The 13,002-nt window shown below is 56.8% G+C and carries 14 protein-coding genes; 7 read left to right on the forward strand and 7 right to left on the reverse strand.

Annotation, left to right across the window (positions count from 1 at the left end):
- Positions 1 to 275: H-NS family nucleoid-associated regulatory protein (locus CDV44_RS16005; protein WP_249277582.1), on the forward strand; the 275-nt coding region annotated here is incomplete at its 5' end.
- 456 nt (positions 276 to 731) lie between these two features.
- On the opposite strand, the gene CDV44_RS16015 is transcribed toward CDV44_RS16005, so the two are convergent.
- The 3 genes from CDV44_RS16015 to CDV44_RS28475 all read right to left on the reverse strand — a co-directional run bounded on the left by CDV44_RS16015 (position 732) and on the right by CDV44_RS28475 (position 5,116).
- Positions 732 to 2,027, reverse strand: coding sequence for a DUF1254 domain-containing protein (locus CDV44_RS16015; RefSeq protein WP_087688920.1), 1,296 nt, complete (start codon positions 2,025 to 2,027; stop codon positions 732 to 734).
- A 521-nt stretch (positions 2,028 to 2,548) separates the two neighbouring features.
- Positions 2,549 to 3,895, reverse strand: a complete 1,347-nt coding sequence (locus CDV44_RS16020; RefSeq protein ID WP_249277583.1) for a DUF1254 domain-containing protein — start codon at positions 3,893 to 3,895, stop codon at positions 2,549 to 2,551.
- A gap of 990 nt (positions 3,896 to 4,885) precedes the next feature.
- Positions 4,886 to 5,116 (reverse strand): hypothetical protein, encoded by a 231-nt coding sequence (locus tag CDV44_RS28475; protein ID WP_249277584.1) that lies wholly within the window; start codon positions 5,114 to 5,116, stop codon positions 4,886 to 4,888.
- 293 nt (positions 5,117 to 5,409) lie between these two features.
- Between CDV44_RS28475 and CDV44_RS16030 the strand changes: the two genes are divergently transcribed.
- The 4 genes from CDV44_RS16030 to CDV44_RS16045 all read left to right on the forward strand — a co-directional run bounded on the left by CDV44_RS16030 (position 5,410) and on the right by CDV44_RS16045 (position 8,478).
- Positions 5,410 to 5,679: an H-NS family nucleoid-associated regulatory protein gene (locus CDV44_RS16030; RefSeq protein ID WP_087689109.1), complete on the forward strand. Its 270-nt coding sequence runs from the start codon at positions 5,410 to 5,412 to the stop codon at positions 5,677 to 5,679.
- A gap of 61 nt (positions 5,680 to 5,740) precedes the next feature.
- A complete protein-coding gene (locus tag CDV44_RS16035; RefSeq protein ID WP_212677121.1) occupies positions 5,741 to 6,754 on the forward strand; it encodes a DUF1214 domain-containing protein in 1,014 nt (337 codons plus the stop codon).
- Between the two features lie 197 nt (positions 6,755 to 6,951).
- Positions 6,952 to 7,317: a DUF1214 domain-containing protein gene (locus CDV44_RS16040; RefSeq protein WP_249277585.1), complete on the forward strand. Its 366-nt coding sequence runs from the start codon at positions 6,952 to 6,954 to the stop codon at positions 7,315 to 7,317.
- Positions 7,318 to 7,977: 660 nt separating this feature from the next.
- Positions 7,978 to 8,478: a 3'-5' exoribonuclease gene (locus CDV44_RS16045; protein WP_087688923.1), complete on the forward strand. Its 501-nt coding sequence runs from the start codon at positions 7,978 to 7,980 to the stop codon at positions 8,476 to 8,478.
- A gap of 91 nt (positions 8,479 to 8,569) precedes the next feature.
- On the opposite strand, the gene CDV44_RS16050 is transcribed toward CDV44_RS16045, so the two are convergent.
- The 4 genes from CDV44_RS16050 to CDV44_RS16060 form a co-directional block, all read right to left on the reverse strand.
- Entirely contained in the window at positions 8,570 to 8,785 is a 216-nt protein-coding gene (locus tag CDV44_RS16050) for a DUF2188 domain-containing protein (protein WP_371328775.1), read from the reverse strand.
- A 59-nt stretch (positions 8,786 to 8,844) separates the two neighbouring features.
- Positions 8,845 to 8,970, reverse strand: a complete 126-nt coding sequence (locus tag CDV44_RS28620) for a hypothetical protein (RefSeq protein WP_256388454.1) — start codon at positions 8,968 to 8,970, stop codon at positions 8,845 to 8,847.
- A gap of 186 nt (positions 8,971 to 9,156) precedes the next feature.
- Positions 9,157 to 9,648 (reverse strand): ImmA/IrrE family metallo-endopeptidase, encoded by a 492-nt coding sequence (locus CDV44_RS16055; protein WP_087688925.1) that lies wholly within the window; start codon positions 9,646 to 9,648, stop codon positions 9,157 to 9,159.
- Complete coding sequence (locus CDV44_RS16060) at positions 9,648 to 10,010, reverse strand: helix-turn-helix transcriptional regulator (protein ID WP_087688926.1); 363 nt, start codon at positions 10,008 to 10,010, stop codon at positions 9,648 to 9,650. Before CDV44_RS16060 ends, CDV44_RS16055 begins: the two co-directional genes overlap by 1 nt.
- A 210-nt stretch (positions 10,011 to 10,220) precedes the next feature.
- On the opposite strand from CDV44_RS16060, the gene CDV44_RS16065 reads away from it, so the two are divergent.
- Both CDV44_RS16065 and CDV44_RS16070 read left to right on the forward strand, forming a co-directional pair.
- Positions 10,221 to 10,553, forward strand: coding sequence for a helix-turn-helix domain-containing protein (locus CDV44_RS16065; protein ID WP_087688927.1), 333 nt, complete (start codon positions 10,221 to 10,223; stop codon positions 10,551 to 10,553).
- Between the two features lie 328 nt (positions 10,554 to 10,881).
- Positions 10,882 to 12,861: a tyrosine-type recombinase/integrase gene (locus CDV44_RS16070; protein WP_087688928.1), complete on the forward strand. Its 1,980-nt coding sequence runs from the start codon at positions 10,882 to 10,884 to the stop codon at positions 12,859 to 12,861.
- Positions 12,862 to 13,002 lie beyond the last annotated feature (141 nt).

Raw genomic sequence — 13,002 nt, forward strand, 5'->3', positions numbered from 1 at the left:
CATGTATGGCTGAAACCTACCGCCAGGTCAAGGAACGCATCCGTGCTCTCGAGGCCGAGGCGGCACAGTTGCGACGCCAGGAATTGCGCCAGATCATCGTGGACATGCGCCGCAAGATCAGGGATTACGGTATCACACCAGACCAGCTCTTCGGCCCGGATCTGTCGGATTTCGTCAGGTATCGCAATCCCGAGACCGGTGACACATGGAATGGAATGGGACGTCCGCCGAACTGGATCAGAGGAAAAGATCGGGAGCAATTCCGCGTTGAATGATGGTATCGGCGAGCTTTAGGGCTACGTCGAAAAAGGTCAACGCCGTTAGCCGGTGAATCGTGAAATGCAGATGAAACAACAGTGACGATTGGCTCATGGAATATATCCACCAACCGACACTGGCCCAGGTGCGACACCGTCAGGAGACAAGGCGCTGGCATTGGGTTGGACGGAAACGGCGATCCGTACGCTGGACCGGGATCCCGGTCAGTCGGGGGCGCAGATGACGGGCCGCAGGGACTTCAAGACGCTGGCGGCATTTACTGAGCGCTTCACCCTATCGCAAACGCCTCGCTGCCCGGTTCGTCGCTCGGCTGGGCGGGCGTCGCATCGTAGTTCCATCGGGTTTCCACACACGGCCTGGACCCATTGCTTTCATTCAAAAACACCAATGTTGCGGTAGGCTGCTCAATGGCTCGCACGGCGACACCATGGGCCATTGGGCAGCGATACCGATTACTTACCGACCGCTTCGATGGCCGGGAATTTATAACTGCCTTCCTGCACCGCTTTGCTCGGGCCGTACATGCGCATGATGATATAGGCGTCGTTCTCGGGGATGGGCAGGTAGTTGGGATTGTTAGCGTCGCCCTTGGCGCTCATTTCGATGGTATACATGCCATCGGCGTCTGGCTTTAACGTGCGGTCGCCACGACTGTGACGGTTCAGTTCGTTGTGGGCCATCAGGCGATTGTTCGAGGAGTACACCGTGAAGGACCAGAACTGGCTGACGTCGGGCGCCTTGAAGTGCATGCGGTACTTCTGGCCATTGGCGCCGCTGATGTGCTTGCCGGTGCTATCAGTTTCCGATTTGAGGTAGACGCTTTCATCGGGCGGCAGACCCCACTGACCCAGGTATGTACCTTCGGCAAACAGGTCGCGCTCACCGTCACCCAACTGCTCCCGAGTACCCAGCAATTTGCCGGCGTTGGTCATCTTCGGCGCCAGTTCCTTGATGTGCTTCATACCCAGTTCTTCACCCTTTTTTGCCGCGGCGAGTTGGTCCTGGGTGAAGTTCTCTTTGCACGGCGCAAGCCCGATGTCTTTATACTGATCCAGCCACTTCTTGTCGGCGCTGCCCATGCTGCCGTCACAAAGCACAGCGTTGACCCGTTGCAGCCAGTTGGACTTGGCCGGATCGAGATAAGTGCGCTGTTTCTCTTTTGGCCCCGGCTCGCCCAGGTAGGCGGAAAGTGTCCGGACATTCCAGTCGTCCATGTACTTGAGCGCGACTTTTTCGTCTTCGGGACCGATGGCCATGATCCGGCCCATCACTTTCACCAGGTTGGAGTCAACCCGGATCACCTCGTCCACGCTGGGCGGGACTTCGCCTTTCCAGTCCTTGGAGGCGAACATGAAGTGACCACCCCTGGTGCCTCGGGTGCGGGCGCCGATCATGGACGTGGTGTAATGGCCCATGTCCATGGTGTGCAGCACCCAGTAACGTCCTTTGTCCATGTCGGGAACACTGATGATCACCGGTTCCGACGCCACGTCCAACCAACCCATGAGGTGCAGAGTGTCGTTATTGATGGTGGGGTGCGCGGTGTACGTGTCATCGGCCAGGTGGCGGATGTTCTGGAAGCGGTTCAACGGCGTGTTGGTTTTGACCGCCGTTTCGTAAAAAAACTTGTAGGCTTCGTCTATTGAGTAGGCGTAGATGAAAGCGTCTTCGGCGAGCTTGTCTGAAATCTTTGCAAAAGCCGGAACGGCAATTGAAAGCAGGATTGCGGTGAGTATGGCTCTTTTCATGAGTGCTCCTGATGGGTTAATGGCCTTAGCCTGTTTGCAGGCGTCGAATCTGCAAATACGATTATCCAAACGTATTTCCGGCAATCAACATCGATCCATATTGCATGAGAATTCTGGCTCTGGTCGAAACCAAAATAAGTGTAGCGCCTGATATCGAGAGCGTTCGGGAAAGTCGCGTCTGATTCCAACTGAGGCGCAGTGCGATTTCACACAAACCAGCAGGGTCGAGGTGCGCCAAAACGGGCGGCATTGGCCTGCAGTCTGCGGCCATTCTCCCCCCCCCGCCGTGGTCCTGGACAGCGAGCGTCGTTTCGCCTGACTCGATACGGGCTTCTCTGCTGGTCGCGATGGACCTCGCTCTCATTACCAATAATCGCGGTTGTCAACAAAACACACGCCCGTGTCCAAGGCCACTTATGGCTGGTTGCCGGAGACTGGAGACAGGCGCGCTGAGCACCCGGCGCGACATCTGGAGGGGGCCATTTTGAATGGTAGACCTAATGCCCCCCGCCCGCGTCGACTTAATTCAGCCTGACTACCCAGGGAGGCGTCCAGCCACCGTTGTTGACTTCCGGCTTCGGCCAATAGGTGCGGATGGTCATTTCGAACTCGCCTTTCGGCGCCGGTAGCCAGTTGGACTCCTTGTCCTTACCGGGTGAATCGTTCTGGATGTATATCGTCAGCGATCCATCGGGGTTGTACGCCATGTTCTTGAGGTTCTTGGTACCAACCGAATAACGCTTCAGGTCGTTTGCCTCGAAGAAGTGTTCCGGCCCGTACATGGTCAATGACCAGAAGCCGTTCACCGGAGGCGTCTTGCCTTTGGGAAAGGTCAATGTATAGCGATTGCTGCCGTTGAGACGTTGCCCGCTTCCATCGACCTCGATGAAGAAGTAGCGTGTCTCTTCCGGCTTGTTCGTGTACATGTTCGACTTGGCCGTCGCCGTACGCGTCAGGTAGTCGTAGCCGAAAGCGGCCGCGTTGCGAGGAGTATTCCAGCCCCCGTCAAGCGTGATCCCGTTAGTTCGGAAGTTGAATAATGGGCCTATTACGTTCTTGTCCGTATCGACGGCGGCCTGCTTAAGCACTTTCATCAATTCAGGATCCTTGGCCGCCGCATCCAGCAAGGTGTGGATCGTGGCGTACCGACTCTCTTCGCCCGGCAGTGGAGGTACCTGTTTGAGGATCTCGGGCAACTCGTCAAAGAAGGTCTCGGGATTTACCCAGGACGTCTCGGACTTCGAGTTCGGATCCGCTGACGTCGGTGCTGGGAAACTCGGCGCCTTGCTCCAATCCGTGGTCTTCTTCTTCCCGTCATACTTGCTTAGCGGATAGAAGACGACCTGATCAAGCACCGGCTGGATCGCGGCACGATCGGCATCGCTATCGTCCAGGAAGATACGTGGGCCCATCGCAACGAGGTCCATCGGCGCATGAATCACGCCGTTAATGCCTTTGGGCACCGTTCCCTTCCAGTTCGGGCCCACAATCAGGTAGTTACCCGGCTTGGTGCCGTATTGCTTGCCGACTCGCGAGAACTCGTCGCTGCGGGCGTCGTACAAAGCATAAACCCAGAACCGGGTGCCAAAGTCCGGTACCTGCACCACGACAGGATCCTTGTCAACGGCCGCATAGCCGAAGCCATACACCACATCCTGGTTCGGGTGTGCGATGAAGCGCTGTTCGGGCGCGATGTAGTGGCTCATCATCGAGACATAGCCGGTGGGCGCGACTGGGACGATTCCCCCCTGCAACCCGGGCTCCGGTGCAGCAGCGAATGATGCTCGCCGGTGGAACGAGTTGACGATTGCCCAACCCCAGAGGTAGGTATCTTTCGCGATGACCTCAGCGACTTCTTTGGTAACCACGACCCCCGACGGAACCGCTGGAACGGATGCGGCGGACTTGGGCGGGGCGCTCTGAAGCGCTGCTGGCGCTGCGTGGACTGCAGCACTCAAAGCCACAGCGGTTGCGACTATCGAGTTCCGAATGCTAACCATTGTGTATCTCTCCTGGTTGAGATCCAAGTGATTCCGTTTTCACGTTAAAGTTAGCCAGGCGCGTGACCTGGTTGGTCAACTCGTCCATGCCCGGCCTTCGCACCTTGACAGCCGCCGAAGGTCCTGTTTCGCTTGAACTCGTTGATTTCTCCTATTCCTGCTGACGATGAGAAATGTCATTCAAAATGAATACTTGGCTCGAAGAAGCCGTTTCAGATCGGGAACGACACCTCGATCGTCACGGCGTGCTTCCTTTTACGCGGTTCTGAAAGCCGCGCCTGCCCAGAAATGATTGCGCGTCTGGCGGCCGAGCCGGAATTGCGTAATGTCCGTGGCCGACGGAGCTTGCTTAGGTAAGCTAGTTGAAAACTGGCGAATGCGGTATCCAAAAAGCGAAATTGTTGGAGTAATAATGACCCAATCACCCCGTTGGACGCTCGGCGCTGTCGTTCCGAAAGTCTGCTTTTAACTTGCAGGCAGGAGGCGGCCGCGCGATCGGTCTAGAATTTTGCGCGGCGATTCGCCAAAGGCCTTGCGATACGGTTCCGAGAATCGCGACATATGGCGAAAACTCCATTTCGACGCAACTTCGGCAACGATACACGTCGGCCCAGTGAGCAGACAGTCACGCAACGTGCCGTTCAGTCGCGCGTTCATGAACTACCTTCCTGGTGTTATGCCGCGTACCGCGGCGGAAAATCAACTGGAGCGCGCTCAAGCTGTATCCGCTTTGTCGCGCGATGTCGAGCGGAATATCGGCCTCCTCATCTGGGAGGACCAGCCGTTGGCACGCGGTGTTCAAATGATAATCGCGGTGTTCGGCTGCGAAATTTTCCCACCGCGAGCGCTCCGAATCGATCAGTGCATCGGCGTACTCTGCCACCAACGAGCAGGAGAGTTCAGTTGCCAGAGCAGACGTTCTTCCGGGACGGCGAAATTGACCCACCGAGACGAGGCGAAGGCGTGGTAAAGAAGCTCCGCACCGGCCGGGTAAATCTGAATCTCGTCCTGTCCGATCAGTGCGGTGTTATAGCAGGTAACGTCGCTGCCCTGCGCCATAAAGCCGATGCAAATCGTGTCACGTGGCATGCTGCCTTGCGCAACCAGGGAGAAGCGTAGGTGCCCGTTTCCAGTCTGATCTCTCCGGTCGTCAGACGCTGATGTTCCATCGTCGTCAGCTTCGATGACAGCGGACGGTGCTCGAAGCTTCTACCATAAACCACATTGAAGGCCTGGCAGGTTCGAAGCTCAAATAGACGTGCCTCAAATAGCCCAATTGCAACGGCATGGCAATTCTTCTCAAAGATTTCGCTTTCCGGATAGCGCTCACCCCCGGCATCCGCTATTTTTAGTTCGTGCACCTCGACGTCGGGATCAAACTGATGGCTGAAAATTATCGTGATGTCAAAAAACGCATCCGTGCCCTCGAAGCCGCGGCGGAACAGTTGCGCCGTCGGGAATTACACCAGATTCTTACCGACATGCGCCAGACCATCAGACGTTACAGTATCACGCCGGACCAGTTCTTCGGCCCCGACCTCCCGGATCTTGTACGGTATCGCAATCCCGATTCAGGCGAGACGTGGAACGGGATGGGACGGCCGCCGAACTGGATTCGAGGCGGGGAACGAGGTCCTTTTCGTATCGACTGAAATATGGCATCAATATAGCGATACAGGCTGCTTATCACGCCAATCCTAGGAGAACCACGCAATGACGAAGCTCAAAATGACGATGCTGGCCACGATGCTTGTTGGCGTTTTCTCGGCTCATGCCGCAGAAAACGTTACACCGGAAAATTATGCGCGGGCGGAAGTGGACGAGTCTTTCAGTAGCATCGTCAAAGACGTTGGATCGAACCGGTTTCGGCACGACCGCTCGCTTATGCCGCTTGACAAACAGCCTGCGGTCACCATGAATCGTGACACGGTGTATTCATTTGGCATATTTTACGCGCCGGCTGGCACGACGATTACTCTGCCCAAATCGAAGGATAACCGGTACCAGTCGGCCATGATCCTTCAGAACGACGATTACACCGACCAGGTGTTCTATGCGCCAGGCACGTTCGCAATCAAGGCAAAGACGGAATTCATCGCTGTGGTGGCGAGGACGCAGGTCGACCCGGGCAATCCCGATGACATCAAGTATGTTCACGTTCTGCAGGATGGCATCGTCGTGAAATTGCCTCCTGGCAAGAAAGCGAAGGAATACAAGGCGCCCGACTGGAACCTGGACCAGCTCAAGGCATTACGGAAGAAGTATCAGGAAGAGGCCAAGGCGCTGCCTAACTTCAACAAGACCTCTGGTCCGCGCGGAGTTGTCGATCCGCACATGTTGCGGATTGGCGCTTCGATTGCGCTAGGACTGCTTCCACCGCAGGACGCAGTGTACCTTTACCGCGACTACCACCTGAGTGGCGATAAATGCTACCAGGCTACATACACCAAGCCAGACTTCAAGGAAGGAGGCTTTTTTTCATTCACGATGTACGGATCCGATAAATATCTGCATAGTGAGGACTCGAACCTTAATAATCGCGCCATCAAATTCAACGATGACGGCACCTTCACCGTTCGCTACGGGCCGAAGGCAGCATGCGGCGATGCGAAAAACTGGTTGCCAACTCCCGGTGACAACTGGTATCTCGGCATGCGCATTTATCGGCCCGGCGCATCCGTCATCGATGGCACATACACGATTCCGGAGCCCAGGCCGATTCAATAAGCCCGTTGGGCCGACGACGCAGTCGCATCGCCATGCTCAGATTGTTCTCTCGCTGATAAGGTGATTCGACGATGGGGATCTCTCGCAAGCGATCATGGACAGGATCTCCCCCGATCTACCCGTCACTATCCAGATCACCATCATGCCTCACGCGCGCGCGGGACAGGGAACGGCCGTCGCGAGCCGCTTACTATTTGATGGCGCTCAGCGACGCTAAAGGTGAGCCGCTGGCAGCCGGAAAGACTTACCGTGTGACCGTGCCTGCGAATATGCCCGTCAAACAATTCTGGGCACTGACGGTGTACGACAAAGCCACCAATTCATTCATTTACACGCCGTCCAATAAGACAACGATTTCGTCGTACGATCTCCCGAAACTGAAGAAGAATTCGGATGGCAGCGTGACGCTATATGTGGGAACTTCGGCACCGGCAGGCTTCGAAGACAATTGGATTCCGACTGGCGGAAAGCGGCCATTACCGGCAATCCGGCTCTATGGCCCCACTGATGCGTTCAACAACAGGACGTTCAAAATGCCTGACTTCGAATTGACCACAGAGTAGAAAAAGGAAAATACTCGTCCGTGCAGAAATCTGTCAGATCCGCAATGCCGCGCCGGGTGGTGCCGGGACTTTCGGCACTATCCCGACGCGCAGCTCACGAGCGATGTTCCGTACAAGCTACTAGCGCGAACCCTTTGAAAAGTCGGTGGTCCCTTGTGTCTGCCGACTTTTTTAGGCAGCCACCTCGCGAAAAAAGCCTGACGTTGCTCGTCCAGCCGCGTTGTAGTTCTCGTTTCATTAGATTGATAGATGTGTGGGTCATCTCGATTACGCAGGTGATGACTGATATCCATGCAAACCTGTGGCAGCGTCACGCGGTTTTTGTGTTCGGCGCTCATGCCACAGTAGCCCCCCCCGCAAACGAGCATTCCATCTGGGCCGTTTCAATGATTCCGCGCTACCCGGATTAAGGGGCCGGCGACAGATCGCGTCCCATACGCGAGTAAGAAGAAATCTCGCTGTGCCTCAACATGCACGCAATTGCTCAAGTGGTGATGACGTCGGGCCCCAGGGCGACGCCAATTTTTTCCGTGCGGTACGTCGGATTCCTCGCTGGATCCGCATGCCATTCGGTCTGCTGCTTGCCCATCTTGTCGAGCGCGGAAGTTGGGTAAGCTTCTGTTCTCGATCGACCGCTTAGACCGGGAAGGAGAATAGTTGATGATTCAAGACCATTCATCGCAGCGGCGCCCGCGCAGCCCATGGAAGACTCGCTATTTCATTGATACCGAATTCACCGACTTCAGTCTTGAAAGCCGTCAACTGATCAGTATTGCTATTGTGGGCGAAGACGGGCGTGAGTTTTATGGCGAATGCATGGATTTTGACAAGTCCCTTTGCACCAGCTTTGTAAGCGAAATCGTGCTCCCTCAACTTGGGCGTATCCCTGGCCGATCAATGCCGTCCGCAAGGTTACGCGAGGAACTTGTTGCGTGGTTGCTGAATACGCCGTTACGGCCGCAGCCAGTGCTTAGCTATGATTCCGATTGTGACTACCAGCTAATGGTTGGCCTGCTCGGAAAATCCTTGCCGCGCGGATGGCGCCATGAGAACGTTTTCCTCAAAATTAATCCTGAACGTTTTGCTCAGTACATTCTTGTGCACGGTGGCGAGCACCACGCATTGCAGGACGCCCGGGCGAATGCTTTCGCGTTCATCTAGTCAGCGACTACACGCGAGATATAATCTCGGCGGCTGAAAAGGAAGAGGGCGGCATACGATGCCGCCCGAACCTCCTAAGCTTCACGTCAGCTTACGGTTTACGCCACTTATCTGGGCCACCTTTGCCCGTGTGGCGTACGCGTTCGACAAGCGGTGGCGTCCCCTGATTCAACTCTGTGGCACGCTCAATCGCTTCGCGCTGCGTCGGCAAAACGTCGCTGGCGCGCTGCGAGTTTGGACGCCGCACAGCATAGTCCCCCTCGGGACGACGCTCGACGAAGATTTTTTTTGTCATACTTAGCTCCATATCAATCGATCAAGTTGGAGGGGGAATCCCCCTCCAGGTTCTACGCTGTTTTCACACCGTTACTTCGGCTGCGTATTACGCAGCACGATGCGAAACGGTTGGCCATTGGCGCGCCTGATAACGCGTCCTTTGACCGTGATGGTCATCCGATAGATGACCTGTTCTTCGCTGTTGCTAGTCGCCATATGTGGCTCCCAAATCAGCGATCTCAGCATGGAACTTGATGTTGACAGTGCTGCCCAATAGACATACTATCTCCGCTCTCACACAGTTTTAACATCAAGACGCGTCACTCATGAGATCGTTGAGTGGCTCGTTTTCGAATATCGCTTTGCTTCGAGGCCTTCAGCGCGCTAACGCTCAGGGCCTTTTTATTCGCCGTCGAAATCCAACGTCAGTTGCCTGATGGACGGGAATCCCATTCTCGAAAGCAAGTAGTCTGCGAAGGCGTCCGCCTGCCATTCCGCATCCTCCCCCTGGGAAGGCACCGCACTTTTCTCGTTGTGCAGCACCGCCTTGTGCCCAAGCATCAAATGCCCGATCTCATGACAGATGGTGCTGATCGCCGCCTCGTCCCCGTGGCACGCCTTGATATAGGTGCTCTCGGGAAGGAGGATCGTAAATGTCCCCGGCTCGCAAATTGCGTCCGTGAACAGCAACCACTCGCTGTCCGCGATCGGATCGACACAAATCGAGCGCAGCGCCAACGACTCGATGAACTCAGCGAAGTGAAGCCGTGTCTTGCCGCCGACATGGAACAGTCGGCAGAACGTCTTCGCACTGTCAGCGATCTCGACGGCAGATCGGTGTACCACTCGGTTACCTCGCATCACATACGGTCGCTTCTCAGCACCCTGCGTCATTATTCTTTTTTCCGCTTGTTGATCTTATCGAGCAACTGGGCAATCTGCTTCAGTTCCTCGGCCGTAAAACTCGACTTCGCAAAGCCCGCCACCAGCATCTGCTGCTGAAGGGGGAGGCCGTCCACCGGAATGGCCTCATTCGACACCGCGGCCAGCTCGTCCAAATCAGCGATCGGGTGTCCTTTCTGCTCGAAAAACAGTCCAATTTTCTCGACCCACTGCGCGTTCACCTTCTTGCGGCCCGTCTCCAGGGCGCTAAGAAAGGACGCCGTCGTCCCCAGATCTGCCGCCATCGACAGCAGCGTCTGCCCAATATCGACCCGCGCCTTCCGCACAGCCTTGCCAAATGCGGTGAGTGCCATTTTTCCCCCGATGCCAAAACAATCGTGCTCCAGTGTAGCAAAGATCAAGGCATCACAGCAACCGACTTCTAGAAAAAAATCAACCAAATAGGTTGAATATTTTTAGCGTAATCTTGGGTTTTGAATGACCAATTGTGCCTGAGTCAGTAGTACTATGCACAGGTTATCCACAGATGGCGCCGAATGTGGTGCCAAATATGGCACTTTCAAATGACTCCTAATCAACAACTGGAATTCTTGCAGGCCGCGAGCAACGAAGAGATTGCGAAATTTCTGGCGATGCGAGTACGCGGCGAGCGGAGCCGAAGCGGGCGGTCTCAAGCGGCCTTCGCAGAAAAGGCCGGCATTTCCCTGAGAACCTACAAGCGCTTCGAACTGAGCGGAACGGGAAGCATCGACACGCTGGTCCGGATAATGATGGCGCTTGACCATGCGCGCGGCTTCTTCACGCTGTTCCCGCATCCTAAGCCCGCATCCGCCCCCAGCTTGATCGAACGCCTCAAGATGAACGGCGCCAACCTGGCGACAGGAATCCGGGAGTAGGTGACGTCGAAAACGCGGGAAGACCCGCGCCTTGTCATTGACAGCGCAACAAGGCGACAAGTCATCAGACCTCCCTTTCAGGGCAACGCTAGCGCCCTGAAGCTGAAATGGGACTGATGATTAGTGTCATAAGCATCAGTGCCGATTTTGCTCAATATATCTGACACCAACGCAAGGTCCAAACGCTATCCTTTTGCAAATCAATGCCCTAGCGGCGTTCTACCCGACCCCGTTGGTAAGCCGGGCAGGAGGTCGTCGTGCAACGCCCCTATGGGCCGAGCCCAAACTGGGGAAGCATTCCCGCAAGACAGGTAATCCGTGCAAGACCATGCAGCACGCTACATTTCGCACCCCCGACGTGACGGATGTCGCCTTCAGCAGCACCGAAGGGCGCATCCCCCCATCCCAGGCCACTCGCGAGCACCTCGGCCTCGAGCACTTCGCGCTCTTTCGCGGCTATCTGGAAGGCCTGCCGCTCGAGCGTTTGGCCGACCAGTACTTGGAAACTGGCCTCGATCTACGTCGAGCCAAAACGACACTGCGCTGGATACGAGAGCAATTGGTCACGGCCGCACGGCGCGAACGGGATTTCACCGGCGCACGGGTGCTCGGCATCGCACCGCAAACGCTCATCGATTCATCTTTGCTCGCCGGGGACGCGACACACGCGAGCAGCATTCCTACGTTGGAAGCCTTTGCCGAAGCCTACGATCCCTACGAGTGCTTTAGCCAAAAAGAGCTGCTAGCACTCTTTCAAGAAGCCCACCCGGAGGTCCGCGCCGACCGACGTCAAGCGCGTAACGACCGATTGCGAGCGAGCCAAATGCGAGCGCTGGTGCGACTACAGCAGCTTTTGGTGGTTAAGCCTCAAATACATCACCACGTGCGCGGCTGGTTCCATCAGGCCATTGCCGGTCGGCTTGAGACCGTTGGCATCCTCACGCTGCTGGATCTGATTGCCTTTATCCGTACTCACGGACCGAGCTGGCACGCCCGCGTACACCGAATGGGACCGGTCGCAGCCACTCGCCTGCAGCGATGGTTAGACGCGCATGAGGGCTCGCTAGGACAGAGCGTACCTGCTTATGCCTTGGTGCCGCGCCGCGCTGCGGGACTTGACGTGCAGCGGTTGTTGCGGCCCCAATTGGGCGGCGTAGCGCCCCTTGAATTCCTGAGTGTGCCCACCGGATTGGGTGGGCAGGATGGCCACAATCGCATGATCGGCGGCACTTGTCGACTGATGGCCGCAGACGACCTTAGCGCCGTGCAGGCCTGGCTCGCAACGCTGCACCCGATCGGCGGCAATACATGGCGATCGTATCGCAGCCACGCCGAGCGTTTCTTGAATTGGGCTTGGTTTGAGCGGGGCAAGGCCTTGTCCGATGTGGGCGTGGAGGACTGCGCGGCGTACCGGGAGTTTCTCGCCGCACCCGCACCACACTGGATTGCGTCACGGCACCTGCCTCGCTATAGCGCCACCTGGCGCCCCTTCGCGTGGGCACTCGCACCTGCGAGCATCCGCCTATCGATGACAGTATTACAGCGCCAGTTCAACTGGCTTATGGCCGTGCAGTTCCTGCGTTACAACCCATGGTTGCTCATCGCCAAACCGAAACCGGGACACCCGCATCGTGGCGCTAATCGCGGCCGCAGTCTCTCGCAGGGCGATTGGGGTTTGCTCAAAGACTACCTAGATCGCCTGAACCCCGTCGACCCGATAGCGCAACGCCGTCAATTCGTGCTGCGCTTTGCCTACGCCACGGGCCTGCGGTTGTCTGAACTTGCCAGTGCAAGAGTAGGGGACTTGTCATGCGAGAAGCTCGATGGGCTCGGTATGCGCTGGCGTCTGGTCGTCACAGGCAAAGGCGAGAATACACGCGTGGTCGAGCTGGCCACCGTTCTGGTGCAGATGCTCCAACGCTATCTTACGCAGCGTGGACTCGGGGAGCTCATCGAGCACGTCGATCCGGATGTCCCGCTCATTGGCCGCTTGGGCAAGGATGCGCAGCGGCATCCCCGTCAGCCTTTGTCTCCCAGTGGGCTCGCCCATATGCTTCGTCAAACGCTCACAGAGGCGGCAAGCGTTTATGAAACCGTCAATCCCGGCGCTGCCAACCAAATCCGTCAAGCCACCCCCCACTGGCTGCGGCATACGTTCGGCACGCACGCCGTGGCGCGCGGTGCCGCGCTTGACGTGGTGAAAGACCAGATGGGGCATGCGAGCCTGGCCACGACATCACAATACTTGCACCCCGAGAGACGCAAGCGGGCCGAGGACATGGATAACGCGTTTGGCGCACACCTGTAGCCCGCGTTCGCCGCCTGCCGGCGCGGGCAAACGTGTGTCGGACTTGACCTTGCACGCGTTACGACCTATCGATATAGGAGACGGATCACAACGATCCGAAAGGAGACGCATACGAGCGCCAACATGAAAATACAAACGGGC

This window comes from Pandoraea sp. PE-S2R-1 (assembly GCF_002179865.1).
Taxonomy (GTDB): domain Bacteria; phylum Pseudomonadota; class Gammaproteobacteria; order Burkholderiales; family Burkholderiaceae; genus Pandoraea.